The organism is Serratia sp. CY37869, from assembly GCF_052168895.1.
In the GTDB taxonomy this organism is placed as follows: domain Bacteria; phylum Pseudomonadota; class Gammaproteobacteria; order Enterobacterales; family Enterobacteriaceae; genus Serratia; species Serratia ureilytica.
This window is the reverse complement of the sequence record NZ_JBJNLU010000004.1, coordinates 256,118-279,540: the sequence shown is the minus strand read 5'-3', so window position 1 is coordinate 279,540 and position 23,423 is coordinate 256,118. Positions and strand designations below refer to the sequence as shown.

Annotated in this window: 25 protein-coding genes and 1 pseudogene; 13 read left to right on the top strand and 13 right to left on the bottom strand. The window is 61.0% G+C overall.

The genetic code is table 11. The features are described 5' to 3' along the window. Positions 1 to 31 precede the first annotated feature (31 nt). Complete coding sequence (locus ACJ8J1_RS20030; protein ID WP_033641741.1) at positions 32 to 778, bottom strand: energy transducer TonB; 747 nt, start codon at positions 776 to 778, stop codon at positions 32 to 34. A 1-nt stretch (position 779) separates the two neighbouring features. Further along, the gene (locus tag ACJ8J1_RS20025) at positions 780 to 1,187 is read right to left on the bottom strand and encodes an ExbD/TolR family protein (protein WP_021504179.1); all 408 of its coding nucleotides are present in this window, start codon (positions 1,185 to 1,187) and stop codon (positions 780 to 782) included. A gap of 492 nt (positions 1,188 to 1,679) precedes the next feature. On the opposite strand from ACJ8J1_RS20025, the gene ACJ8J1_RS20020 reads away from it, so the two are divergent. Beyond that, complete coding sequence (locus ACJ8J1_RS20020) at positions 1,680 to 1,982, top strand: DUF5862 family protein (RefSeq protein ID WP_004933246.1); 303 nt, start codon at positions 1,680 to 1,682, stop codon at positions 1,980 to 1,982. 174 nt (positions 1,983 to 2,156) lie between these two features. On the opposite strand, the pseudogene ACJ8J1_RS20015 reads toward ACJ8J1_RS20020, so the two are convergent. From ACJ8J1_RS20015 to ACJ8J1_RS20005, 3 genes and pseudogenes are all read right to left on the bottom strand, one after another. Further along, a pseudogene (locus ACJ8J1_RS20015) lies at positions 2,157 to 3,074 on the bottom strand (L,D-transpeptidase family protein); the annotation flags it as partial. Between the two features lie 233 nt (positions 3,075 to 3,307). After that, positions 3,308 to 4,183 carry a helix-turn-helix domain-containing protein gene (locus ACJ8J1_RS20010; RefSeq protein WP_033641740.1) on the bottom strand — a complete coding sequence of 292 codons (876 nt, stop codon included), beginning with the start codon at positions 4,181 to 4,183 and terminating at the stop codon, positions 3,308 to 3,310. A 10-nt stretch (positions 4,184 to 4,193) separates the two neighbouring features. Further along, a complete protein-coding gene (locus ACJ8J1_RS20005) occupies positions 4,194 to 4,571 on the bottom strand; it encodes a hypothetical protein (protein ID WP_033641739.1) in 378 nt (125 codons plus the stop codon). 120 nt (positions 4,572 to 4,691) lie between these two features. Between ACJ8J1_RS20005 and ACJ8J1_RS20000 the strand changes: the two genes are divergently transcribed. Further along, positions 4,692 to 5,513: an AraC family transcriptional regulator gene (locus tag ACJ8J1_RS20000; RefSeq protein WP_050594400.1), complete on the top strand. Its 822-nt coding sequence runs from the start codon at positions 4,692 to 4,694 to the stop codon at positions 5,511 to 5,513. A gap of 34 nt (positions 5,514 to 5,547) precedes the next feature. Here the strand turns inward: ACJ8J1_RS20000 and ACJ8J1_RS19995 are convergent, their stop codons facing one another. The 7 genes from ACJ8J1_RS19995 to ACJ8J1_RS19965 all read right to left on the bottom strand — a co-directional run bounded on the left by ACJ8J1_RS19995 (position 5,548) and on the right by ACJ8J1_RS19965 (position 12,780). Beyond that, the gene (locus tag ACJ8J1_RS19995) at positions 5,548 to 6,684 is read right to left on the bottom strand and encodes a porin (RefSeq protein WP_033641738.1); all 1,137 of its coding nucleotides are present in this window, start codon (positions 6,682 to 6,684) and stop codon (positions 5,548 to 5,550) included. A gap of 371 nt (positions 6,685 to 7,055) precedes the next feature. Next, positions 7,056 to 7,826 carry a 3-hydroxybutyrate dehydrogenase gene (locus tag ACJ8J1_RS19990; protein ID WP_033641737.1) on the bottom strand — a complete coding sequence of 257 codons (771 nt, stop codon included), beginning with the start codon at positions 7,824 to 7,826 and terminating at the stop codon, positions 7,056 to 7,058. 12 nt (positions 7,827 to 7,838) lie between these two features. Continuing rightward, positions 7,839 to 9,230: a GntP family permease gene (locus tag ACJ8J1_RS19985; protein WP_033641736.1), complete on the bottom strand. Its 1,392-nt coding sequence runs from the start codon at positions 9,228 to 9,230 to the stop codon at positions 7,839 to 7,841. Between the two features lie 45 nt (positions 9,231 to 9,275). Then, complete coding sequence (locus ACJ8J1_RS19980) at positions 9,276 to 10,199, bottom strand: 3-hydroxyacyl-CoA dehydrogenase family protein (protein ID WP_033641735.1); 924 nt, start codon at positions 10,197 to 10,199, stop codon at positions 9,276 to 9,278. A gap of 18 nt (positions 10,200 to 10,217) precedes the next feature. Next, positions 10,218 to 11,402, bottom strand: coding sequence for an acetyl-CoA C-acetyltransferase (locus ACJ8J1_RS19975; RefSeq protein WP_033644187.1), 1,185 nt, complete (start codon positions 11,400 to 11,402; stop codon positions 10,218 to 10,220). 14 nt (positions 11,403 to 11,416) lie between these two features. Further along, positions 11,417 to 12,070, bottom strand: a complete 654-nt coding sequence (locus tag ACJ8J1_RS19970) for a CoA transferase subunit B (RefSeq protein WP_033641734.1) — start codon at positions 12,068 to 12,070, stop codon at positions 11,417 to 11,419. An 11-nt stretch (positions 12,071 to 12,081) separates the two neighbouring features. Continuing rightward, positions 12,082 to 12,780 carry a CoA transferase subunit A gene (locus ACJ8J1_RS19965; RefSeq protein WP_033641733.1) on the bottom strand — a complete coding sequence of 233 codons (699 nt, stop codon included), beginning with the start codon at positions 12,778 to 12,780 and terminating at the stop codon, positions 12,082 to 12,084. A 168-nt stretch (positions 12,781 to 12,948) separates the two neighbouring features. Here ACJ8J1_RS19965 and ACJ8J1_RS19960 point away from each other — a divergent pair, with 168 nt between their 5' ends. The 5 genes from ACJ8J1_RS19960 (at position 12,949) to ACJ8J1_RS19940 (ending at position 16,179) form a co-directional block, all read left to right on the top strand. Continuing rightward, positions 12,949 to 13,848, top strand: coding sequence for a LysR family transcriptional regulator (locus ACJ8J1_RS19960; protein WP_031299795.1), 900 nt, complete (start codon positions 12,949 to 12,951; stop codon positions 13,846 to 13,848). A gap of 108 nt (positions 13,849 to 13,956) precedes the next feature. Continuing rightward, positions 13,957 to 14,961, top strand: coding sequence for a hypothetical protein (locus ACJ8J1_RS19955; protein ID WP_033641732.1), 1,005 nt, complete (start codon positions 13,957 to 13,959; stop codon positions 14,959 to 14,961). Further along, positions 14,961 to 15,350: a hypothetical protein gene (locus ACJ8J1_RS19950; protein ID WP_033641731.1), complete on the top strand. Its 390-nt coding sequence runs from the start codon at positions 14,961 to 14,963 to the stop codon at positions 15,348 to 15,350. Before ACJ8J1_RS19955 ends, ACJ8J1_RS19950 begins: the two co-directional genes overlap by 1 nt. A 27-nt stretch (positions 15,351 to 15,377) precedes the next feature. Beyond that, complete coding sequence (locus ACJ8J1_RS19945) at positions 15,378 to 15,770, top strand: hypothetical protein (RefSeq protein WP_033641730.1); 393 nt, start codon at positions 15,378 to 15,380, stop codon at positions 15,768 to 15,770. Positions 15,771 to 15,783: 13 nt separating this feature from the next. Next, a complete protein-coding gene (locus tag ACJ8J1_RS19940; protein WP_033641729.1) occupies positions 15,784 to 16,179 on the top strand; it encodes a hypothetical protein in 396 nt (131 codons plus the stop codon). On the opposite strand, the gene ACJ8J1_RS19935 is transcribed toward ACJ8J1_RS19940, so the two are convergent. Then, complete coding sequence (locus ACJ8J1_RS19935; protein ID WP_033641728.1) at positions 16,170 to 16,487, bottom strand: hypothetical protein; 318 nt, start codon at positions 16,485 to 16,487, stop codon at positions 16,170 to 16,172. The two genes, ACJ8J1_RS19940 and ACJ8J1_RS19935, sit on opposite strands and share 10 nt — an antisense overlap. Before the next feature lie 236 nt (positions 16,488 to 16,723). Between ACJ8J1_RS19935 and ACJ8J1_RS19930 the strand changes: the two genes are divergently transcribed. The 6 genes from ACJ8J1_RS19930 to ACJ8J1_RS19905 all read left to right on the top strand — a co-directional run bounded on the left by ACJ8J1_RS19930 (position 16,724) and on the right by ACJ8J1_RS19905 (position 23,339). Beyond that, on the top strand, positions 16,724 to 18,094 hold the full coding sequence (locus tag ACJ8J1_RS19930; RefSeq protein ID WP_033641727.1) for a glutamine synthetase family protein: 1,371 nt from the start codon (positions 16,724 to 16,726) through the stop codon (positions 18,092 to 18,094). 32 nt (positions 18,095 to 18,126) lie between these two features. Next, the gene (locus tag ACJ8J1_RS19925; protein WP_033641726.1) at positions 18,127 to 18,510 is read left to right on the top strand and encodes a GNAT family N-acetyltransferase; all 384 of its coding nucleotides are present in this window, start codon (positions 18,127 to 18,129) and stop codon (positions 18,508 to 18,510) included. A 13-nt stretch (positions 18,511 to 18,523) separates the two neighbouring features. Next, positions 18,524 to 19,213 (top strand): trehalose-6-phosphate synthase, encoded by a 690-nt coding sequence (locus ACJ8J1_RS19920; RefSeq protein WP_033641725.1) that lies wholly within the window; start codon positions 18,524 to 18,526, stop codon positions 19,211 to 19,213. A gap of 482 nt (positions 19,214 to 19,695) precedes the next feature. Next, positions 19,696 to 21,417 carry an ABC transporter permease gene (locus ACJ8J1_RS19915; protein ID WP_033641724.1) on the top strand — a complete coding sequence of 574 codons (1,722 nt, stop codon included), beginning with the start codon at positions 19,696 to 19,698 and terminating at the stop codon, positions 21,415 to 21,417. 16 nt (positions 21,418 to 21,433) lie between these two features. Further along, positions 21,434 to 22,225 (top strand): ABC transporter ATP-binding protein, encoded by a 792-nt coding sequence (locus tag ACJ8J1_RS19910; RefSeq protein WP_033641723.1) that lies wholly within the window; start codon positions 21,434 to 21,436, stop codon positions 22,223 to 22,225. Positions 22,226 to 22,256: 31 nt separating this feature from the next. Then, positions 22,257 to 23,339 carry a porin gene (locus ACJ8J1_RS19905; protein WP_033641722.1) on the top strand — a complete coding sequence of 361 codons (1,083 nt, stop codon included), beginning with the start codon at positions 22,257 to 22,259 and terminating at the stop codon, positions 23,337 to 23,339. Positions 23,340 to 23,423 lie beyond the last annotated feature (84 nt).

The window sequence follows — 23,423 nt, the reverse complement described above, 5'->3', positions numbered from 1 at the left end:
TCCCTTAAAAATCAAACGATTAACCCTTGCGCTAAGGCGCCTGATAATTGAACGTCGCGGTAAATCTTTTGGTTGTTTGCCCGGCGAACGCGTCGCTCGGGAATGGCTTTACTGAACTGATACTTTGCAGGCTGCTCATCGCCGCGCGATTCAGCAGCATGCTGGCGGCTTTGTTGGCGATGCCGGAAGAGACCACCCGCCCGCTGCGATCGACCTCCAGCCATACCTCGACGTTGCCCTGCGGGCGCTCGAGGGAGGCCTGACGGCCGGTCGGGTAGCGCTTGCGCTGTTCCAGTTCGCGGCGCAAGGCCAGCAGATAGCCGTTTTCAATCGCCTGCGCATTCACCTTCGGCGCCGCCAGGGCGGCCGGGGCGGGTTGCGCCGCCGGTTTACTGACCAGCGCGCGCGGCGCGGCGGGCGCCGGCGTCGGCTTAGGCTTTTCCACCGGTTTGGCTTTCTCTTTCACCGGCTTGGGTTTGGGCTTCGGTTGCGGTTTCGGCACCGGCTTGGCTTCCACGATCGGTTCCGGCGCCGGCACCACCGGTTCGGGGATCGGCTCCGGCTCGGGCGGCGGCGGTTCGGGCTGGGGGTCCGGCGGCGTTTGCGGTTGAGGTTCAGGCGCCGGTTCAGGCTCCACCAGCGCCAGTTCGATGGCGGTTTCGTCGTAGCGCGGCTGGATCTTCAGCGCCGCCTGCTGGCTGGCGAACAGCAGACAGCCGGCAACAATCAGCGCCGGCAACCAGCTGAAAAGATGACGTGAGCGATAGAGCAGATACATGTCACAGCTTCCGTGTCGCGATGGAGACGGAGAAGAAACCGCCCTGGCGCAGGTTATCCATGACCGCCACCAGCCGCTCGACCGCCACGCCTTTGTCGCTGTTGACGATGATGGTGGTGGTCTGGTTGGCCTGCTGCTGTTGCTTGAGCGTCGTGACCAACGCGTCGAGCGCGATCGGCTGGCCATCCAGCTGCAGCTGTTCGTCGGCCCCCAGCGTGATAATCGCTTTCTTCTGCGGTTTCAGCTGTTGCGCGCTGCCGGCGGACGGCAGCTGCGTTTTCAACCCGAGCGCCGGAATGACGTTCAGGCTGATCAAGACGAAAAACACCAATAAAAACATCATCACGTCGATCATCGGGATCAGTTCGATGTGCGCTTTGTTCTTTTTCGGTTCGTTCCAGTTACGCATGACACTCCCTCACAAAAGCGAAGCAGCCAATATAGGAGGGGTTTGTTTACCTTTTGTTACGCTTGTGTGATCTTATTTTCACAGTGCGGATTTTTTGCGAGAATTTTTTCAATGGCTAACGACGGCAAGGGCTATATAACCCATTAATTAGCGATAGTTTTTATCGGAATAATTGCAATGTGGGCCTAACGCCGTGCGGATGACGAGACAATAAATGTGAAAATAGTGACAAGCTGCGCCAACCGGCGGCGGCTTTGCCTCTCACCTTCCAGCGATATCTGCTATTTTTCCCAAGAACATTCCCAATCCCCCTCTTTAAAACACTCGCCAAAAATGAATGTGCCTATATTTAACCAAATAATACCCTTCATTGAATAGAATATTGCCAATCAAATATCAGCTGTTATATTTTTAAAGTGAAATAGCGCTACGGCGTTATTTTAGAATTTAATTAAACTCACTAAGTCACCCTTTTATTTATAAGGATTGTATATGAAAGTACTTAGTCAATATGAAGAGCAGTACGTTAGCGGTGGCGATCTGAACGCGGCCTGGGATGGGTTGCTGGACGGCGCTATGACCGGCGCGCTGATTGCAGGCAAATCCGCAGGGGCCGGCGGCTTTATTGCCGGCGCCGTCGGCCAACTGGTCGGTACCATTATCGGCGGCGTCGCAGGCGGCGTGGGGCTGGGGCTGTATGGCCTGACGCATACGCAGCAGGAAGTGGCGGACTACGCAAAACATTTCCGCGAAACTATCGGCTCCACCTCGACCTCGGTCGGCGGCAGCCTGTAATAGAAATAAAATGGCCGCCGGCGCGGCGGCTATTTTATTTCTGACGCGCGGGGAATAAAAAAACCGTTAATCCCGGAGACGCGCCGGCGCAAATATCCTGACAGCACTTCGGTTCATAAAAAAAGACGCCCGCAGGCGTCTTCTTGGTATTGTCACTGAAGCCCGAGGCGATCAGTTCACTTTCACCGGCATACCGGAACGGGCCTTGATCGCCGCATCCACTTCGCTCTGGTTGACGCCGGCGTCCATCAGCACTTTGCCGACCGGCGCGGAAATGGTCAGCGGCACCGGATCCTTGGATTGCAGCTGCTCTTCGTTGGCCGACAGCGGGTTGTGCACTTCCACGTAGCGCGAGCCGTCCGGTTCGACGGTGGCCTTCATCGGTTCGTTGATGAACTGCACGCGGGTGCCGACCGGCACGTTCTGGAACAGGTACTTGATGTCGTCGGCGCGCAGACGCACGCAGCCGTGGCTCACGCGCAGGCCGATGCCGAAGTTGGCGTTGGTGCCGTGAATGGCATACAGGCGGCCAACATACAGCGCATACAGCCCCATCGGGTTATCCGGGCCGGCCGGGAACACCGCAGGCAGGATCTCGCCGTCAGCCGCGTATTCGGCGCGCATTTTGGCGGTCGGCGTCCAGGTTGGGCCGTCTTTCTTGCGCTGCACGGTGGTGGTCCAGTTCAGCGGGGTGTCTTTACCCAGCTGGCCGATACCGATCGGCAACACCACGACGGTGTTGGAACCTTTCGGGTAGTAGTACAGACGCATTTCGGCGCTGTTGATGATGATGCCTTCACGCGGCGCGTCCGGCAGGATCAGCTGTTGCGGGATGGTCAGGGTGCTGCCGGCCTTCGGCAGGAACGGATCCACGCCCGGGTTGGCCTCCAGCATGTTGCTCAGCCCCATCTGATACTGGGCGGCGAAGCTCTCCAGCGGCAGTTTGCTGTCTTCCGGTACGGTGATTTGGATATTTTCGCCCACCAAACGGCTGTCTTTTGGCGGCAGCGGGTAGACGACGGCGAAGGCAGCCTGGCTGAATGCAACCAGTGCCGTAAACAGGGTTAATAACGCGCGAATGCTCATTTTCATCTTCGTGTTGGTCAAGGCCACTGGCGATTATGGGTATTGGTTTCTACGGCCACTTTGCCCCGTTGAATTTCAGCCGGCAGCCAACGGCGCTGCGGCCTGAAAAACCAGGGGGGATTTGACCGGATGCGCATTATATGTGCACATCAATCAAAGTGTGAACCATTACCGATGTAATATCGCAATTTTTTGTAACCTGACGCGCCACGAAGGCGATTTTCTGCGAGAACCGCCGCCTAACTGGCGGCGGCCAGCGCCTCCGCCCGCCGAATGGGGATCAGATATTCACAACGGATCGCCGCGCCGCCAAGCGGGCAACTGCCCTCCTGCGCCGGGTAGAACCGCTCAATATCCTGCCCTGGCCGGCGGATGGCGTTCATCTGCGGCATGGCGGTGTCATACAGCCGGACAATAAAGTTTTGTAACCCTTCCGCCTGCCCCTGATAGGTGAAACGGGCGTACTCCCCCTGTTCGATGGTCACCCGTTCCCCCACCGCCCCTTCGTCCGGCAAAGCGGCGGTATACGCCATGCGCGGGCAGCCCCGACGCTGCCGGTCGATCTCCAGGCTGGTAAGGCCATACATCACCTCGGGCAGCGTCTGCGGCCGCAGCAGTTGCCGCCAGGCATGGCGACGCAGCTCGCATTTGGAAGCCGCCAACTGCCCCAGCGTAAAGCTGCGGCGTTGCGTGTTGCCCACCAGCTGCATGGCGGGCAGCGTCACGATGTCGGCCTGCGGCAGCGGCGCTTCGGTCAGCCGCAGCGGCGGCTGCAGACCGTAGCTCGACCAATCCTGGCTGCGACGATAGCTGGCCGGCGGCAGACCAAACTGCTTGCGGAAGCAGCGGGTGAAGGTCTGCTGCGAATCGAACTGGTACGTATCGGCGATACAGGCCACGCTGGTGCCGGTCAGGCGCAGTTCGCGCGCGGCGGCGGTCAACCTTCTGCGGCGGGCGTACGTGCCGAGGATATGGCCGGTGTGCTGCTTGAACATCCGCTGCAAATGCCACTTGGAATAGCCGGACCTGGCGGCGATGTCGTCCAGCGTCAGCGGCTGATCCAGGCTCTGCTCGATCCAGGCCAGCAGCTGCTCAATCACCTGTTGCTGGTGCATGGTGTTCCCCTTATTTGCTCAGTAATGTCAGCGCCAACATCCGGCCTGCGGCTTCATCGGCGGCCACCAGTATCGGATAGCCCCAGAATTTGGCGCCGTATTCGGCGAATTCTTCCGCCGCCGCGCGTTTGGCATCGTCCGGCTCCAGCATGATCATGCCTTTCACCCACAGCTTCAGCGCCTCGCGGTTATCGCGTTTCCACAGCGCCACCTGGGTGCGGGCATCGCGATCGTGTTCTTCACCTTCATCGCCGACGCTGCGGTCGGTCATCAAGACAAAGGGTTCGGCGCGCGCCAGCAGCGCGCTGAATTCGGCCAGCTCGGCCTGGGTATCGCGCCCGTTGCGGCGCATCCACACCAGCGGAAAAGTGGCGGTATCGAGTGACATAATCAGTTTCCTCGCGAAAGGGTTTAGGACTGGCGCTTACTTTATCGGCACCGGCGCTAGACCACATTGCGCAATCAGGACATAATACTTTTCAATTCCGCCAAATTGAGAATTGTTCTCATGAAAGTACAGATCCCTCGCCGCAATATCGATATCGATCAGGTGCCACGCCCGCTGTTCGCCGTACAGAGTTCCACTATCGAACAAGACTGGGAAGTCGAGCCGCACCGTCATCAAAAGGCGCAGCTGATCTATACCGTGCGCGGCATGATCCGCTGCGAAGTGGAAAACGGCCTGTGGCTGGTGCCACCGCAGTGCGCGCTGTGGATGCCGGGCAACGTGTTGCACAACGCCCAGGGCGCCGGCTCAACGGAAGCTTACTGCCTGTTCGTCGATCAACACGTCGTCGCCGGCTTGCCGCAAAGCTGCTGCACGCTGTCGGTCTCGCCGCTGCTGCGCGAACTGCTGCTGCAGGCCACCACCTTCGAGCCGCTCTACGACGAACAGGGCGCCGAAGGGCGCCTGACGGCGGTACTGCTGGATCAGCTGGTGGCCGCGCCGATCGAGAATCTGCACCTGCCGGTGTCCGACGACGCGCGCATCCGGCAGTTGACCGAAGGCATGCTGAACAGCCCGGCGGACAAATCCACCCTCGGGCAGTGGGCGCAGCGCATCGGCATGAGCGAGCGTTCCCTCAGCCGCACCTTGCAACAGCAGATGGGCATGAGCTTCGGCCACTGGCGGCGCCAGCTACACGTGATGCTGGCGCTGCAGCGCTTGACGCAGGGTGAGAGCGTACAGACGGTGGCGCTGGATCTGGGCTACGAAAGCGCCAGCGGCTTCGTCACTATGTTCAGAAAGGCAGTGGGCAAACCGCCGGCGCGTTATCTGGCGGAACGCAACGCCTCCGGGCAACCCCTGGGCGGCGCGATCAGCATGTGAACGGCCGGCGAATGCCGGCCCGGCAAGACACCGATCAGAAGTCGTAGAACACCGTAATCCAGGTGGAATCCGGCTCGTTGTCGCTGCTGTTGGCCAGCGTGCGCTCCACATACACCGACAGGCCGTAACCGATGGTGGTGCCCGCGCCGAGATAGACGTGGTTGGCGTGATACGCCTCGTCCCCCTTCAGCCGCAGCGAGTCCGCCGCCACGTAAGGCTGGACGGATTTGAGGAACGGCTTGTCGATATTGAAGGTGTAACCGACAAAGCCTTCCAGCCCGTAGCCGTCACCGGCGAAGAAGTGCGACAGCGTGCGCTGGCGGGTGCTCGGCACATAGTCTTTGTAATAGCTGGCGGTGCCGACGATGTACCAGTTGTTCGGCTGCCAGGTTAACGCGGTGCCGGACAGCTGCTGGTGATAATCCTTTTCGCTGTACAGATTGTCTTTGATCTTCGCGTCGGTATAACTGTAGGCCGCGCTAAAGGTGAAGTCTTTCGTCACCTTGTAATCGAAGCCCAACCCACCCCCGCCCTTGCGGCGATAAATCAGGTTATCCGCAGTGTGCAGATCGTCTTCCGGCAATAAATAGTTGGCGTACAGCGTCACCGGCCCGAAATCATTGGTGTACTTGAGGCTGTTTTTCGGTTTATTGCCGCCGTCATAATCGCCGGAAATACCGATGCCGGTGCCGCCCGCATGGCCATCGTTATCCCAGACGTCGCTTTTGATGCCGACCACCGAATAATAGATGCCGTATTGATGGCCGTAGGTCAGGGTGCCGTAACGATCGTCTTTGAAACCGGCGTACAGCTGGCGCTGATAGTCGCGCTTACCGTCTTCGTTATAGTGCCCGTCCCAGCTGAGCGCGTGCGCCAGATCGACGCCCCACTCGTAATAGCCGATGATCGAGGTGTCCTGCGTCAGCGCATAGTCGCCGCTGAAGCGAAAACGCGTGCCGCCGTCGTGGCCATTTTTGTCATAGCCCGGCTCCGGGCCGTTATTGAAGATCCACTCGGGGCGAATGCTGCCGCCCACCTTGACACTGAGCGGCGCCAGCAACACATTGCTCTGCGGGTTTTTATCCAGAATGGTGATCTCGGCCTGTGCGCCGGCGGATAACGCCGACAGCAAGACGCCGCCAATGAATATTGGCGTTGTATTTTTTCTCATTATTACCCCTGCCCGAAAAAATTATTGTTATAAACACGGTGGTCTTAAGCCACGCGGAAATAATTACCCGATGTAAACAGCGCACGCAAGATATAAAAATTCACGTCATAATCTGCCATTATTCCAGGTTGGCTTTATTTTCAGCATAAACGTGTTCATCTGTAACGCGAAGAAAAACAATGTAATAACTGCAGCACGAAATAAACCAATCCGCACGTTTCATCCAAAATAACCCGGCGCGATTATCCGGGAATAAAGATAGCAAATAACAAATAAATATTATTGCCACAGGTAAATCGTCACGCAGGGGAATTAACTAAAGGCGGGAAATAACGACGGAGCGCGTCGCGCGCTCCGGGAGAAAGAATTCACTACTGCGCCAGCCAGCCGCCGTCCATGTTCCAGGCGGCGCCGCGCACCTGCGCCGCCGCATCGCTGCACAGGAACAGCGCCAGCTCGCCGAGCTGCTCAGGCGTGACGAACGCTTGCGAAGGCTGCTTCTCCGCCAACAGCTCATCGCGCGCCTGCTGCGGATCGGTCCCGGAGGCGATACGTTTGTCGATCTGCTGCTGCACCAGCGGCGTCAGCACCCAGCCGGGGCAGATGGCGTTGCAGGTGACAGGCGTGCGCGCGGTCTCCAGCGCCAGCGTCTTGGTCAGCCCCACCACGCCGTGCTTGGCCGCCACATAGGCCGACTTGTCTTTCGACGCCACCAGCCCGTGCACCGACGCCACGTTGATGATGCGCCCCCAGTTACGCTCGCGCATCCCCGGCAGCGCCAATCGGCAGGTGTGGAACACCGCCGACAGGTTGATGGCGAGGATGGCGTTCCATTTCTCCACCGGGAACTGATCCAGCGGCGCCACGTGCTGAATGCCGGCGTTGTTCACCAGAATGTCCACGCCGCCGAACTCGCGTTCGGCATACTGCATCATGTCCGCTATCTGGCCCGCATCGCCGAGATCGGCGCCGTGATACCCCGGCGCGGCGCCCAGCCGCGCGACCTGCATTTGCGCCTGCGCCACGTCGCCGAAGCCGTTGAGGATCACGCGCGCGCCGGCGGCGGCCAACACGGACGCTATCCCGAGGCCGATGCCGCTGGTCGAGCCGGTCACCAGCGCGGTTTTGCCTTGTACACTCATGGTATCGCTCCTTTAAACAATGCCGGTCAGGTAGAACACGCCGATCACGAACAGCACCGCGGCGCTCTTGATCAGGGTGATGGCGAAGATGCCGCCATAGGCCTGCCGGTGGCTAAGGCCAGTGATCGCCAGCAGGGTGATCACCGCGCCGTTGTGCGGCAAGGTGTCCATGCCGCCGCTGGCCATCGAGGCCACCCGGTGCAGCACCTCCAGCGGAATCTGTGCCGCATGGGCGGCGGCGATAAAGCTGTCGGACATCGCCGCCAGCGCGATGCTCATGCCGCCGGAGGCCGATCCGGTGATGCCGGCCAGCAGGGTGACGCTGATCGCTTCGTTCAGCAGCGGGTTGGGGATCGCCGACAGCGCCTGCGACAGCACCAAAAAGCCCGGCAGCGCGGCGATCACCGCGCCGAAGCCGTATTCGGAGGCGGTGTTCATCGCCGCCAGGATCGCGCCGCCGACCGCCGTCTTGCTGCCTTCCGCCAGCCGGCCGCGAATATTGCGAAAGCCGAACACCACCACCAGCAGAATACCCGACACCAGCGCCGCTTCCACCGCCCAGATGGCGGTGATCTTCGCCACGTCGGTGGTGATCGGCTTGGCCAGCCCCGGCAGCGTCAGCTCGTGGCTGGCGCCGTACCACTGCGGGATCCAATGGGTGAAGCCAAGGTTGAATACCCCGACCAAAATCAACGGCAGGATGGCGATCAGCGGATTCGGCAGGTTGATGTCGTCCGGGGTTTCCGGCTCGTTCAGCAGATCGGTGCCGTACCCTTCTCCCTTCAGCTGCGCCTTGCGCCGCTGGCGTTCAAGATACAGCAGACCGACCGCGATGATGAACAGCGAGCCGATCAACCCCAGCCAGGGTGCGGCCCAGGCATTGGTGCCGAAGAAGCTGGTCGGGATGATGTTTTGGATCTGCGGCGTGCCGGGCAAGGCGTCCATGGTGAAGGAGAAGGCGCCGAGCGCCACGGTAGCCGGGATCAGCCGCTTGGGGATACCGCTCTGGCGGAACAGCTCGGCGGCGAACGGATAGACCGCGAACGCCACCACGAACAGCGACACCCCGCCGTAGGTCAGCAGCGCGCACACCAGCACGATCACCGGAATGGCGTGACGCCGGCCGAGAATGCGGATCGCCGCCGCGACGATCGAACGGGAGAAGCCGGACAGCTCGATCAGCTTGCCGAACACCGCCCCCAGCAGGAACACCGGGAAGTAGAGCTTCACGAAGCCGACCATCTTCTCCATAAACAGCCCGGTGAAGGTCGGCGCCACCGCGCCGGGATCGGTCAACAGCACCGCGCCCAGCGCGGCGATCGGGGCGAACAAAATCACGCTGTAGCCGCGATAGGCGGCCAGCATCAGTAATCCCAGTGCTGCCAGGGCAATCAAAACGCTCATCGGTCACCTCAGTATCGTTGTTATTGTCAGGTACGGAGTGCGAAATTACGGTTTCAGCGCAAAGCGCAGCTGATGCGCCCGTCGCCGTTGAATGCGTTCCCTGCGTGCGTCATCCCAAAGATAAAATCCCCGGCCGCTGCGCTGGCCGGTATCGCCGCGCTGCAGCCGCTGTTCCACCAGCGCCATCATCTCGTCGCCGGTCGCCAGTTCCGGGAACAGGTGGCGAGCGATGTCCGCCACCGTCGCCAGCCCGGTCATGTCGGCGGCCTCCAGCGGGCCGACCATGGCGTAGCGCCGCCCCAGCGAGGCGCGCATCACCTGATCCACCACCTCGGCGCTGGCGATGCCGCTGTGGACGATGTGCAGCGCCTCGCGCAGCACCGCAAACTGCAGCCGGTTGCCGACAAACCCCGGCGCGGCGCGTTCCAGCAGCACCGCCTCCAACGCCATCCCGCCGAGCAGCGCCTGCACCGCCGCCAGATGGCGCGGATCGGTGGCGCGGCCGGGCACGATCTCCACCAGCGGGATCAGGTGCGGCGGGTGCCAGAAGTGGGCGATCAGCAGGCGCTGCGGATGGGTCATGCGCGCCGCCAACTCGTCCGGCGGCAGGCCGCTGGTGTTGCTGGCAATCACCGCGTCGTCGGCGATCAGCCCTTCCAACTGCTCATACAGCGCGTGCTTCAGCTCGAGCCGTTCCGGGATCGCCTCGATAAGCAGCCGGGCGCGCGCCACGTCGTTCAGATCGCCGGTCACACGCAGGCGCGCCAGCGCCGCATCGCGCTCAGCGTTATCAAACTGCCCGACGTCACTCAGCTCGGCCAGAATGCCGCTCGCCACCGCCGGCGCTTCCACCCGCCGCTGCGGATCCGGGTCATACAGCAGCACCTCATGGCCGTGGCGAATAAAGTGGGTGGCGATACCCACCCCCATCAGCCCGGCGCCCAGTACCGCATAGTCAGATGACTGCATGGTGCCCTCCTCGGTTGTTTACGGGCGCTCTACCGCCAGCGCCACGCCCTGCCCGCCGCCGATGCACAGCATCGCTAGCCCCTTGTTCACCCCGCGGCGCTGCATTTCGTACAGCAGCGACACCAAAATGCGACAGCCGGAGGCGCCGATCGGATGCCCCAGCGCGATCGCCCCGCCGTTGACGTTGACCCGCTCCGCCTCCCAGCCCAGTTCTTTGCCCACCGCCAGCGCCTGCGCGGCGAAGGCTTCGTTGGCTTCGATCAGATCGACTTCCTCCAGCCGCCAGCCGGCTTTTTCCAGACAGCGGCGCGCGGCCGGCGCCGGGCCGATGCCCATGATCGCCGGATCGACGCCCGACGACGCGTAACCGGCGATGCGCGCCAGCACCGGCAAGCGCAGCGCGGCGGCTTTTTCCGCGCTCATCAGCAGCACCACGGCGGCACCGTCGTTGAGCGACGAGGCGTTGCCGGCGGTCACCGTGCCTTCCTTGCGAAACGCCGGGCGCAGCCGCGCCAGCGCCTCCAGGCTGGTGTCGCGCGGCTGTTCGTCGTGCTCAACGCTCAGCGCTTCCCCCTTCGGCTTCGGCACCGTCACCGGCGTGATCTCCTGCACAAAACGCCCGGCCTGCTGCGCCGCCTGCGCCTTCTGCTGCGAGCGCAGCGCGAACCTGTCTTGTTCTTCCCTGCTGATGGCGTATTTCTCCGCCAGGTTCTCGGCGGTGATGCCCATGTGGTAGTCGTTGAAGGCGTCCCACAGGCCATCGTGGATCACGCTGTCCACCATCTGCGCGTGACCGAGGCGCAGGCCGACGCGCGCGCCGGCCATCAGGTAAGGCGACTGGCTCATGCTCTCCTGGCCGCCGGCGATCACCGCGTCGGCGTCGCCGCTGCGGATCGCCTGCACCGCCAGATGCACCGCCTTCAAACCGGAGCCGCACACTTTGTTGATGGTCAGCGCCGGCGTCGTCACGGGCAGCCCGGCGTTCAGCGCGGTCTGGCGCGCCGGATTCTGCCCGCAGCCGGCGGTCAGCACCTGGCCGAGGATCACTTCATCGATCTGCTGCGGCGCCACGCCGCTTTGCGCCAGCAGCCCCTGCACCGCCGCCGTGCCCAATTCCACCGCCGTCAGCGGCGCCAGCGCGCCGTGAAAACTGCCGACCGGCGTGCGCGTCGCCGCCACAATCACCACTTCACGTTGTTGCACATTCACCTCCCGTTTCAGAAACGCATTTCCGGCACATGCTCCGGCACGAGCAGCCGGCCGGCGGTTTTGGCGACAATCTCCGCCACGCTGACGCCCGGCGCGCGTTCGCGCAGCACGAAGGCGCCGTCTTCAATTTCCAGATAGGCCAGATCGGTCAATACCTTGCGGATGCAGTTGGCGCCGGTCAGCGGCAGCGTGCAGCGCGGCAGCAGCTTGGACTCGCCGCCTTTCGCGGCGTGGGTCATCACCACGATGATGTTCTCCGCCCCCGCCACCAAATCCATCGCGCCGCCCATGCCCTTGACCATCTTGCCGGGGATCATCCACGAGGCGATGTTGCCCTCGACGTCCACTTCAAACGCCCCCAGTACGGTCAGATCGACGTGGCCGCCGCGGATCATGGCGAACGACTGCGCCGAATCGAAGATCGACGCGCCGAGGCGCGCGGTGACCGTCTGCTTGCCGGCGTTGATCATGTCGGCGTCCAGCTGCTGCTCGGTCGGGAACTCGCCCATCCCCAGCAGGCCGTTTTCCGACTGCAGCATCACGTCCATGCCCGCCGGCACGTAGTTGGCCACCAGCGTCGGGATGCCGATGCCCAGGTTGACGTAGTAACCGTCCCTCAACTCTTGCGCCACGCGCTGCGCCATTTGTTCACGGGTAAGCATGCGAATTCTCCTTATGCCCGCAGGGTGCGTTGTTCGATACGCTTCTCGAAGGTGCCCTGGATCAGCCGATCGACGTAAATGCCGGGGGTGTGGATCGCCGCCGGATCCAGCTCGCCCGGCGCCACGATCTCTTCCACTTCCACCACCGTGATGCGCCCGGCGGTCGCCATCAGCGGATTGAAGTTCTGCGCGGTGTGGCGGTAGATGACGTTGCCGAAGTGATCGGCCTTCCAGCCTTTCACGATGGCGAAATCGCCGGTGATGGCGGTTTCCATGATGTAAGGGCGGCCGTTGAACTCGCGCACCTCTTTGCCTTCGGCGATCGGCGTGCCGTAACCGGTGGCGGTGAAGAACGCCGGGATGCCGGCGCCGCCGGCGCGGATCTTCTCCGCCAGCGTGCCCTGCGGCGTGAGATCCACCTCCAGCTCGCCACTGAGCGCCTGCTGCTCGAACAGCGCGTTTTCACCGACGTAAGATCCCACCACCTTGCGGATCTGATGGGTTTCCAGCAGGCGCCCGAGGCCGAACCCGTCGACGCCGCAGTTGTTGGAGACCACCGTCAACCCGCGCACGCCGCGCCGGCGGATCTCTTCGATCAGGTTTTCCGGGATGCCGCACAGGCCGAAGCCGCCCGCCAGCACCATCATGTTGTCCGTCAGGCCTGCCAGCGCTTCCTGGTAGCTGCCGACGCGTTTGTCGAGCCCTGCCATATCGTTGCCCCTGCATGTTGCGGCGCAGGGCGAAATGCCCTGGCTTGCGTGGGGGCATCTTCAGGTCACAAAAATGATTTGTTAATTTTGTTTTTATGCCGCATTCATTTAGAATTTTTATTAATCAGTCGTTAACCGACAATTAACAAAGAGTTAACACCAACCAAAATGAAAATGAGCATCAAACAGTTACGCGCGTTTTTAGCGGTAGCTCACACTCTGAATTTCGCCCAGGCCAGCGAGCGGCTGAATATTTCTCAGCCGGCGCTCAGCCTGGCGATCCGTGGGCTGGAAGACGCGCTGGGCGGGCCGCTGCTGCTGCGCACCACCCGTCGGGTGACGCTGACACCGGAGGGGGAAACCTTCTTTCCGATGGCGCGCCAGCTGCTGGCGGATTGGGACAACGCGGAAGAGGCGATGCGTCAGCGCTTCACCCTGCAGATGGGCAAGGTGGCGATCGCCGCCATGCCGTCGTTCGCCGGCAACCCGCTGCCGCCGATCCTCAAGGCGTTTCGCGATCGCTATGCCGGCATCAACGTGGCGGTGCACGACGTCATCAACGAACAGGTGTTTGAAATGATCCGCGAAGGCCGGGTGGAGATGGGCATCGCCTTCGAGCCGGAGCCGAGCGACACCCTGCACTTCACCCCGCTGTGCCGCGATCGCTTTCTGGCGGTGGTGCCGAAGGATTCGGCGCTGGCGCGCAAGGCGCAGGTGAGCTGGAAGGAGCTGCTGACGCTGGATTTCATCACCCTCCAGCGGCCATCGGCGGTGCGGCTGCTGCTGGAGCAGGAACTGGCCCGCAGCGGGCGAACGCTGGAGGTGGCGTTTGAGAGCCACCAGTTGGTGACGGTCGGGCGCATGGTCGCCAACGGCCTCGGCGCCAGCGCGGTGCCGGCGCTGTGCGAGCAACAGATGGATGAACTGGGGGCAGTGTGCGTGCCGCTGATCGGCCCGATCATCGAACGGCGCGTGGGCCTGATCCGCCTGGCGCAGCACCAACTCTCTTCCGCCGCGCAGGCGCTGGCGACGGTGATCGAACGGGAGATGGCGGGGAGTGGCGGGTAAGGCGGCACCAGCATTTTCAGATGATTCTCCGATCGAGAGCGTGAGCCAGAACCTGTTACCACCCTGTAGAAAATGTTAAGTTTCCTAAAAATAAGGAGGCTTTTCGACATGGAACAGAAGTCCAGCAGCATCGCACCGGGCTATTGCATCGCCCAACAAACCGGCCCGCTCGCCTTCCACGCCAACTATCTGTTCGGTGGCAAGCCATCAGAAGCGGCACGCTTTTTTATGCAGCTCAATGCCGATACGCCGCTGGTTCAACCGGGGCAAATGCTGATCGTCGCCGATCCGCGCAATCATAATCAATCTACGCAGATCGCCGCCCTGATGCAGGCCAAGAGCCGCACCAGCAAAGCGGTGAAAGCCGGTGACAGCGATTTCTCCACCTTCTTGCACCGCAATTACGCCGCTATCGCCGCCTTCACCAGCTATGGGGAAACGGTCGTCGGGCTGGCTTCGGATGCCGGAGAACGCTACTTCAGCCAGATCAAAAATATCCTGGTCGAGATTGAAAAAACCTACCAAAATCAGTTCCGCACGAGTGGCGCGTTGATTGGCACCCAGTTTCAGGTGGAACGAGCGCGGCTGTTCGGTACATTAAAACCGTTACTGAATCGCCTTACTCGTGCTCAACTCAATATGAAAGAGTATGCGCAAATCAAACACGCGCTAGGGCTCTCCAGTAAATCGCTGGTGCATGAATGGAGCACCGCCGGCGTCGGCGCCATCAAGGGTTATTCGAACTACGTCGACAGCGCCAGCCGGGCGGCCAAGTTTATGAAAGCCGGCGGCTGGATCGGCATCGGATTGAGTGGGCTGAATACCACCAACGACGTCTACAACGCCTGCACCACCGGTCGCGAACAGGAGTGCGCCAAGATCGCGGTGAAGGGATACAGTCATTTTGCGGCAAGTACTGCGGCGGGAATTTGGGGGGGTGAAGGCGGTGCAATGTTAGCAATGACGGCTTGCAGTATCGTCTTAGGCGCCTCCACGTTTGGTACCGGTATTTTAGCTTGTGGTATAGCAGGCGCTGCTCTGGGCGGCGCAGCTGGCAGTTGGGGTGGCGGTGTAGCCGCCGACAGCATTACTGGTTTCATTTTTGGTGAATAATGAAAATCGCTATCGTCCTGTTCTTCACTCTGACATTGATTAGCGCCCTGGTGCAGTACCTTTACTATCGGCGCTATAAAGACGAATTTACTGAATTCTATCAACGTTATGTGCAAAGCGCCCATCCCTTGCCTCCATTTGTCATCTTCGCGGATAACCTTGGTTTGCTCGGTGTATCTATTAAAGCGCAATGGTTCCGTTGGATATTGAATGGCAGAAAAATAAAGATAGGGAAAAACGCTTTTCTGAGCCCAAAGACCTACGAATTCGTGAATGAAAACACATCTCAACGCCTCAAAAACTGGCTTCAAAAAGACTTCATCTTAAGCGTGCTGAAAATGGGGTGTTTGGCGTTGATGTGTATCTTTGCTTTTTTAAGCAAGGCATAACGCCCCTTGAACCTTAGCCGGTGGCTTATGAAAACAGCATCACTTATTGCAGCCGCGCTGCTCTTACTTTGTTGGCTTGTTCAATATATTTACTCTCGTCGCTATAAACGCGAGTTCGATGTTTTTTATCAACGCTATACCCAACAGGGCCACTTTGTCCCTGCTCACGTCGCGATTGCCGATGGCCTTGGCTCTTTAGGTACTTCCATCAAAGTCCAATGGTTCAGATGGATCCTTTGCGGCAAGAAAATCAAGGTGAAGAAAAACCAATATCTTCCCGCCAAGACCTATGAATTTGTTCGTCTTTCATCATCTGAACGCTTGCAGACCTGGATGAAAAACAACGGCACGCTTTTGGCGCTGGAAGGCGTGCTCTTCATCATGGCATTGATCTTTATGATGATAGCGAGAATATCGTGATTCAGGCTACTCAATGAAACCCCTTGTCATATTATGCTTAACGCTGCTGGTTTTAAGCGCTTTCATTCAGTTCATTGGCTACCGGCGCCATAAAAAAGAGTTTGACGCGTTCTATCAGCGTTACGCCGGTAGCGGACATTTTATTCCGCCCTACGTCGCCTTTGCCGATAGCCTCGGCATGCTTGGAACCTCATTGAAAGCACAGTGGTTTCTTTGGATCCTGAAAAGGAAAAAAATAAAAATAAGGGATCAAGTTTGGCTCGATGCGAAAACCTACGATTTCGTGCAAAAAACCGCCTCTCCTGAGCTACAGAAGTGGCTGACGATGGATTTTATACTTTTGCTCGTAGAGGCCATTATTACCACCGTGGGCTGTATTTTTATTTACCTCATCAAGCATCAAGGTTGAGCAGACGCCTTGCTCCCTTCCACCGCCTGCACCGCCACCTTCTGCGTGGCGCGCTGATATAAGCACAGCTCCCTGCCCGGCTGGTTTTTCATAAACGGCTGTGGGTAGCGCCCACCGATAAACAGCGCCGAATAGCCGACGTCATCACCGTAGTGAATAATCTCCCCTTCCACCCTGGCGTTTTTTAGCCCGCTGGCTTTCAGGCAGGCGGCGCGCATCGCCCGTTCGCTCTCGGCCCACGCCTGTGGGGAAGACGCGGTGGCGTGGAACGCGGCCAGCGCGGCGATAAGCAACCCTATTCTCTTCATCGTTATCTCTCCTTCTACGGCCCGTCTCGCCAGTATAGACCGTGCCGCCCCGGCCAACCCGCCGCGCTCTTTACGGCATTTTTATTCCGCGCCCCGTTAACGTTACGGCGTTTTTACAGACAGTTTTTGTCGCCGCAGATACCCTTTTCACATCGCCGCTATGGCCTCACAAGAGAGTTGTCTCATGCGTTTATCCCTGCCTCTGGCCGTGACCGGTCTTCGTTCTGGAGCGCGCCATGCATTCTAATATCATCGGGTTCAATCCTCTGCTGGCAGAGCTGCCCGCATCGCCGACGCGCACCTTCCGCAAAGAGCTGGAACACTACCTGCAGCGCTATCCGGATACCGAACAGCTGGATATTTATCTGCACGATCTGAACGGCCAGTTGCGCGGCAAGCGCCTGCCGATCGCCGAAGCCTTTGGCCTGGAAAAAGGCTGCTACTTCCCGCTGTCGATCTACGCCCTGGATCTGCACGGCCGGGTGATTGAAGAAAGCGGGCTGGGGCAACGGGCGGGCGAGCCGGATCGGCTGTGCCTGCCGGTGCCCGGCACGCTGCGCCCCTGCGCGCGCGATCCCGAACGCCACGCCCAGCTGCTGCTGACGATGCAAAACGCCGACGGCGACGCCTGCGAGCTGGAGCCGCGTGTGGTGCTGCAACGGGTGCTGAAGCGCCTGCACGAGCGCAACTGCTTCCCGGTGGTGGCGGCCGAACTGGAGTTCTACCTGCAGGATCCGCAGCGCCCCGCCGAGGCGGAAGCCTGCCCGACGCAGAGCTTCGCGGTGGATGCGCCCGAGCGCCACCATGCGCTGCTGAGCGACATCGAACGGCACGCGCGGCTGCAAAGCCTGCCGCTGACCGGCGTGGTGGCCGAAGCCGCTTCCGGCCAGTACGAGCTGAACCTGCATCACAGCCGGCGCGTGCTGGAAGCCTGCGACCAGATCATGGCGCTGAAGCGCCTGACGCGGCAGATTGCCGAGCAACATCACCAGCACGCCTGCTTTATGGCCAAGCCCTGCGCCCATGCCGCCGGCAGCGGGCTGCATTTTCACATCAGCCTGCAGAACGAGCACGGCGAGAACCTGCTGACCGGCGCGCCGGGCGAACTGAGCGACAACATGCAGCAGGCGATGGCGGGCATGCTGGCGCTGATGCCGGCGTCGATGGCGATCCTGGCGCCCAACATCAACGCGTTTCGCCGCTTCCGCCCCGGCATGCACGTGCCGCTGCGCGCCTCCTGGGGCCACAACAATCGCACGGTGGCGCTGCGCCTGCCCTGCGCCGACAGCGCCAACCAGCGCATCGAATACCGCCTGGCCGGCGCCGATGCCAACCCCTATCTGGCGCTGGCGGTGATGCTCGGCGGCCTGCTGCACGGGCTGGAACACCCGCTGCCGCTGCCGCCCGCCGCCAACGGCTGCGAGAGCGACAACGCCGCGCCCTTGCCGCTCGGCCAGCAGGAGGCGCTGGCGCTGTTCCGCCACAGCGATCCGCTGCGCGAACTGCTCGGCCCGGCGTTCTGCACCCTGTGGCACACCTGCAAAAGCGCCGAACTGCGCCGCTTCGAGGAACAGGTCACCGCCGCCGAACTCGGCTGGATGCTGTAACCGCCCACTGATTCGTTAACCTAAGGATAATCATGAATATGCAACCGCAACGGGCGCCCGCACAGCCGCTGCTCTGCTGGCGCAAAGGCGTTTTTCATATCAGCACCGATCGGCAGTTGTTGGATATCGACGCGATCCAGCGTTTTCTCAGCCTGCCGGATCGGGCGGCGACGGAGCGCCTGGCGCGCCACGGCCTGTGCTTCGGCCTGTATCGCAAACGCCACCAGCTCGGCTTCGCCCGCATGGTGACCGATTACGCCACCTTCGCCTCGGTGAGCGAACTGTTCGTCAGCGCCGAATACCGCGGCGTCGGGCTGGGAAGCTGGCTGACGCGCTGCTGCCTGGCGCATCCGGCGTTGCGCGGCCTGCGCGTCACGCTGCCCGCGCTGCAAGCGCCCTGGCGCGCCCTTCACTGATAAGGAGACCCCCATGTCTCGTTTGGTGCTGATTTCCAACAAGCAGTGCGACGGTAAGGATCTGGCCTGCGCCGGCCGGACGCTGGCGGCCGACGCCGAACCGGGGCTGTGGCTCGGCTGGAACGGCGACGTGCAGAATTTCGCGCAGCGCCCGATCCACTGCCGTCAAGACGCCGGTTACGATCAGGTGACCTTCCCGCTGTCGATCGAAGAGTTCCGCCGCCACTATCAGGGCTACTACCACGACGGCCTGTGGCCGGTGTTCCACAACCAGCCGGAGAAGGCGCACTTCACGCCGGAAAACTACCGCGCCTACCGGCAGCTGAATCGCCGTTTCGCCGATATCGCCTGCGAACACCTGTGCCCGGGCGACATCGTCTGCATCGACGATTACCAACTGCTGCCCTGCGCCCAGGCGCTGAAGGAACAGGGGCTGCTGAACGACTGCGCGTTCTTTTTCCATCTGCCGTTCCCGTCGGCGGCGCTGCTGCGGCGCATCCCGGAACATCGCCAGCTGATCGCTTCGCTGCTGTTCTACGATCTGATCGGCTTTACCACCACCGACGATCGCAACGCCTTTCTCAACTGCCTGGCGGCCGAGTTTCCGCTGGAGATGCTGCCCGACGACCAGATCCAGGCCAACGGGCATCTCTTCGCCACCGGCATTTTCCCCGCCGGCATCAACGGCAGGCAGGTTTATTAATGTTACGGCGCGCGGTATTCAGGCGCGCCGTTTTATTTCGCCGCGATTTATTTTCACCGCATTTACCGCCATCAAAATAGGTTATTTTATTTTCTGAATATAGCGATTAAAAAATGAATATTCATCCTGTTACATATCAACCGTAAAAACCGCGCGCCGCCAATTGCTTTTTATTAGCAAAACACATTACCCTCTCCGTGCCATATTTAAACCGAGGAGGGCCCTATGGGCGATGAAAGTTTTAGTTTTACGCTAATGCTATTGGGCACCTTTCAGTAATGCCATCCACGTTGCATTCTGAAAGACACGGAATGCGGCAACCGCTCCCCTTCTGACGGCCTTTCCCGCTCTGCCTGCCCGCCCATCGCCCCGCTGCGAAAACAACGTTTGTCTCAACCGCTGTGGCGGTATTTATCTGATGTCGCCGGGCCTATTACCCGAGCGCCGACGGATTTCTTATGGGAAAAATAAGGTATTGCGTTATGCAAAATAACCGGGGTACATCTGTTTTCAGAAAGTCTTATTTAAATGACTTTATCGTTATCGCCATCGGCGTTTTCTTCATTGCCTTTTTTATTCGCGCGTGGGGCGACATGCACGGCGACTTCAATGAACAAAACGTCTCTGCCATTAGTCTCGATGCCTGGAACCTGCTTTATTATTCGCTCAGAACCAGCATGCGTTTTCTCCTCGGCATGGCCTGGTCGCTGCTGTTTTCTGTGGTGTTCGCCGTGCTGGCCGCGCGCTATGCGCCGCTGCGCCGGGTGATCTTGCCCTTCGTCAACTTTATGGAGTCGGTGCCGCTGGTGGGGTTCCTGACCTTCACGACCGTGTACTTTCTCAACCTCTACCCGCACAGCGTGATGGGGCTGGAGTGCACCGCCATCTTCGCGGTGTTTACCGGCCAGGCCTGGAACATGATGCTGACGCTGTATCAGACGCTGCGCATCGTGCCCAAGGAGCTGGACGAAGCCGCCCGCAGCTTCAATTACAACCCGTGGCAACGCTTCTGGCGGCTGGAATTCATCTATTCGGTGCCGGGCCTGCTGTGGAACGCCATGGTGTCGCAATCCGCCGCCTGGTTCGCCCTGGTGGCCTCCGAAGCCATTCCGGTCGGCGATCGCTCGGTCGAACTGCCCGGCGTCGGCTCCTATATCGCCGAAGCGCTGGCGCAGCAAAACGTGCCGGCGATCCTGTATGCGATCGTCGCGCTGGCCGCCAACATCGTGCTGCTCGATCAGCTGGTTTTCCGCCCGCTGGTGCGTTACACCGCCCGCTTCAAATACGAAGACGTCACCGCCAATCGGGCGCTCGGCAATCCGTGGTTCTACAACAGTCTGGCCTTTTCGCACGTCGGCGCGGCGCTCGGCCGCACGCTGCGCGCGCTGGCTGATCTGTGGCTGTTCAAGCTGCCGCGGCTGTGGTACGCCCTCGGCCTGCACCGCCTGTTTCGCCTCGCCGCCAAAGGCAATTGGCTGTGGCGCAGCCTGTGGTATCTCGGCGTGGTGCTGGCCTGCGTCTGGTTCGGTTACCGGCTGTGGGAATACTTCCCCAAACAGTACTTCGCCATGCTGCCGGAGTGGATGCTGCTCACCACCGCGCGCGTGGCCGCGGCCATGCTGCTCAGCGTGGCGATCTTCACGCCGCTGGGGGTGTGGATCGGCCTGAATCCGCGCCTGGTGAAGATCTTCCAGCCGATCATCCAGATCCTGGCGGCCATTCCGCCCAACATTTTCTACCCGCTGATCGCCGCCTTCATCGCCATTTATCATCAGGATCTCGGCTGGTGGGCCATTCCGATGATCATGCTGGGCACCCAGTGGTACGTATTGTTCAACGTGATCGCCGGCGTTTCCGCCATTCCGACGCAGATCACCGAGGTCAGCGAAACCTTCGGCCTGCGCCGTTTCCGCTGGTGGCGCTACTACATGCTGCCGGCGATCTTCCCCTACATCGTGACCGGCATCATCTCCGCCGCCGGCGGCGCCTGGAACAGCGCCATCGCCGCCGAAGTGATCCAGTGGGGCAGCACCACCCTCAGCGCCACCGGGCTGGGCGCGTTCATTTCCGTCGTCACCGACGCCGGCAAGAACCCGGAGTCCGCGCTGGGCTGCGCCGCGATGTGCGCGCTGGTGGCGCTGTGCATCATCTTCGTCTGGCAACCGCTGTATCGCATCGCGGAAACCAAATTCAAATATGACTGATCAAAGGGGGAACAACATGCTGACTCAAGACGTGATTATCAGCGCCCGTCGATTGAACAAGACGTTTATCGGCGAAAACAAGCGCCCCACCCCCGTGCTGCGCGACGTGTCGCTGACCGTGCACGCCGGCGAGTTCGTCACCATTCTGGGGCAATCCGGTTCGGGTAAGTCCACGCTGCTGCGCATGCTGGCCGGGCTGATCCCGCCGGACAGCGGCACGCTCACCCTGGCGGGCAAACCGGTCTGCGGCCCGAGCGCCAACGCCGGCATGGTGTTTCAATCCTACGCGCTCTATCCCTGGCTGACGGTGTACGACAACATCGCCTTCGGCCTGCTGGCGCAAAAGCTGCCGCCGCAGACGATCGCCGAGCGGCTGGAGGCGCTGCTGCGCCTGGTGGGGCTGAGCGGCTATGAGCACGCCTGGCCGCGCGAGCTGTCGGGCGGCATGCGCCAGCGCGTGGGCTTCGCCCGGGCGTTGGCGGTAGAGCCCGATGTCTTGCTGCTGGACGAGCCCTTCTCCGCCCTCGATATCTTTACCGCGCAAAAACTGCGCAGCGATCTGCTGGCGCTGTGGGGAGACAACCGGCTGCGCACGCGCGCCATGGTGATGGTAACGCACGACGTCGAAGAGGCGGTGCTGATGTCCGATCGGGTGCTGATCCTGGACGCAACCAGCAAACGGATCGATGACGAATTCAGCATCAATATTCCCCGCGCGGCGCGCAACCGGGACAGCCTGCGGCACCTCACCGATCGGATCCGCAGCTGCCTGTACAAAAAAATCGCGCAGGCGCAACCGGCCGGATAAGGCCGCATTTTCGTTAACTCAGGGTCGTGAAATGAAACATAAAAGCTTACTGATGGCGCTGGTCATCCTGATACCGGCAGCCGCCGCCGGGGCAGAAATCGTCAATAAAGACGGCAATAAACTGGATCTCTACGGCCAACTGAACGGAGTGCATTACTTCAGCAGCGATGCCGACAATAACGGCGATCGCTCCTACACCCGTTTCGGTTTCAAAGGCGAGACGCAGATCGCCGACGGGCTGACAGGGTATGGTCAATGGGAATATCAGGCGGGGCTCGATCAGCCGGAAAGCGCCGGGCCGGGCAATAGCTATACCCGGCTGGGCTTCGCCGGGCTGACGTTCGGCCGCTGGGGCAGCCTGGACTACGGCCGCAACTACGGTCTGCTGTATGACGTGGCCGGCTGGACGGACGTGCTGCCCGAATTCGGCAACGACAGCTACGAAGCGGCCGACAACTTTATGACCGGCCGCGCCAACGGCCTGCTGACCTACCACAACCGCAGCCTGGGCGGGCTGTTGGACGGTCTGGATCTCGGCCTGCAATATCAGGGGAAGAATCGGGGGGGCGACGCTCTGCGGGCGAAGGATATTCAGACGCAAAACGGCGATGGCTACGCCTTTTCCGCCACCTACGACACCGGCGCGGGGCTAAACTTTGGCGCCGCCTACGCCAACTCTGCGCGCACTCTGGCGCAGCAGCGCTTCGGCCTGGCTGACGGCGATCGCGCCCGGGCCTGGACGCTGGGGCTGAAATACGATCTGGACAACCTCTACCTGGCGGCCAGCTATGCGCGCACCGAAAACATGACCTATGTCGACGGCGATCGCTACGCCGGCTTCGCCCCCCGCGCGGACGCCGTCGAGGCGGTCGCGCAGTATCACTTCGATTCCGGCGTCACGCCCTCGGTGGCCTACCTGCAAACGCGCGGCCGTAACCTGCCCGGCATCGGCGACGCCGATCTGGTCAAATACCTGGATCTGGCGCTGAACTACAGCTTCAACGCCAATATGTCGACCTACGTGGAGTACAAGCTCAACCTGCTGCAACGGCAGAACGCCGTCGGCGCCGGCGCCGACGACATTGTCGAAACCGGCATCATGTATCAGTTCTGACCCGATACCGGCCGCAGCGCGCGCTGCGGCCGGTTCATTATTTGTCTCGCGCCCGCCCTGTTATTCTCTCGTTTAATTCAGGTT

Bases quoted from the DNA above. Each gene is read 5' to 3' on its own strand.
- ACJ8J1_RS20030 (WP_033641741.1), bottom strand. From the start codon at position 778: ATGTATCTGCTCTATCGCTCACGTCATCTTTTCAGCTGGTTGCCGGCG.
- ACJ8J1_RS20025 (WP_021504179.1), bottom strand. From the start codon at position 1,187: ATGCGTAACTGGAACGAACCGAAAAAGAACAAAGCGCACATCGAACTG.
- ACJ8J1_RS20020 (WP_004933246.1), top strand. From the start codon at position 1,680: ATGAAAGTACTTAGTCAATATGAAGAGCAGTACGTTAGCGGTGGCGAT.
- ACJ8J1_RS20010 (WP_033641740.1), bottom strand. From the start codon at position 4,183: ATGCACCAGCAACAGGTGATTGAGCAGCTGCTGGCCTGGATCGAGCAG.
- ACJ8J1_RS20005 (WP_033641739.1), bottom strand. From the start codon at position 4,571: ATGTCACTCGATACCGCCACTTTTCCGCTGGTGTGGATGCGCCGCAAC.
- ACJ8J1_RS20000 (WP_050594400.1), top strand. From the start codon at position 4,692: ATGAAAGTACAGATCCCTCGCCGCAATATCGATATCGATCAGGTGCCA.
- ACJ8J1_RS19995 (WP_033641738.1), bottom strand. From the start codon at position 6,684: ATGAGAAAAAATACAACGCCAATATTCATTGGCGGCGTCTTGCTGTCG.
- ACJ8J1_RS19990 (WP_033641737.1), bottom strand. From the start codon at position 7,826: ATGAGTGTACAAGGCAAAACCGCGCTGGTGACCGGCTCGACCAGCGGC.
- ACJ8J1_RS19985 (WP_033641736.1), bottom strand. From the start codon at position 9,230: ATGAGCGTTTTGATTGCCCTGGCAGCACTGGGATTACTGATGCTGGCC.
- ACJ8J1_RS19980 (WP_033641735.1), bottom strand. From the start codon at position 10,199: ATGCAGTCATCTGACTATGCGGTACTGGGCGCCGGGCTGATGGGGGTG.
- ACJ8J1_RS19970 (WP_033641734.1), bottom strand. From the start codon at position 12,070: ATGCTTACCCGTGAACAAATGGCGCAGCGCGTGGCGCAAGAGTTGAGG.
- ACJ8J1_RS19965 (WP_033641733.1), bottom strand. From the start codon at position 12,780: ATGGCAGGGCTCGACAAACGCGTCGGCAGCTACCAGGAAGCGCTGGCA.
- ACJ8J1_RS19960 (WP_031299795.1), top strand. From the start codon at position 12,949: ATGAAAATGAGCATCAAACAGTTACGCGCGTTTTTAGCGGTAGCTCAC.
- ACJ8J1_RS19955 (WP_033641732.1), top strand. From the start codon at position 13,957: ATGGAACAGAAGTCCAGCAGCATCGCACCGGGCTATTGCATCGCCCAA.
- ACJ8J1_RS19950 (WP_033641731.1), top strand. From the start codon at position 14,961: ATGAAAATCGCTATCGTCCTGTTCTTCACTCTGACATTGATTAGCGCC.
- ACJ8J1_RS19945 (WP_033641730.1), top strand. From the start codon at position 15,378: ATGAAAACAGCATCACTTATTGCAGCCGCGCTGCTCTTACTTTGTTGG.
- ACJ8J1_RS19940 (WP_033641729.1), top strand. From the start codon at position 15,784: ATGAAACCCCTTGTCATATTATGCTTAACGCTGCTGGTTTTAAGCGCT.
- ACJ8J1_RS19935 (WP_033641728.1), bottom strand. From the start codon at position 16,487: ATGAAGAGAATAGGGTTGCTTATCGCCGCGCTGGCCGCGTTCCACGCC.
- ACJ8J1_RS19930 (WP_033641727.1), top strand. From the start codon at position 16,724: ATGCATTCTAATATCATCGGGTTCAATCCTCTGCTGGCAGAGCTGCCC.
- ACJ8J1_RS19925 (WP_033641726.1), top strand. From the start codon at position 18,127: ATGAATATGCAACCGCAACGGGCGCCCGCACAGCCGCTGCTCTGCTGG.
- ACJ8J1_RS19920 (WP_033641725.1), top strand. From the start codon at position 18,524: ATGTCTCGTTTGGTGCTGATTTCCAACAAGCAGTGCGACGGTAAGGAT.
- ACJ8J1_RS19915 (WP_033641724.1), top strand. From the start codon at position 19,696: ATGCAAAATAACCGGGGTACATCTGTTTTCAGAAAGTCTTATTTAAAT.
- ACJ8J1_RS19910 (WP_033641723.1), top strand. From the start codon at position 21,434: ATGCTGACTCAAGACGTGATTATCAGCGCCCGTCGATTGAACAAGACG.
- ACJ8J1_RS19905 (WP_033641722.1), top strand. From the start codon at position 22,257: ATGAAACATAAAAGCTTACTGATGGCGCTGGTCATCCTGATACCGGCA.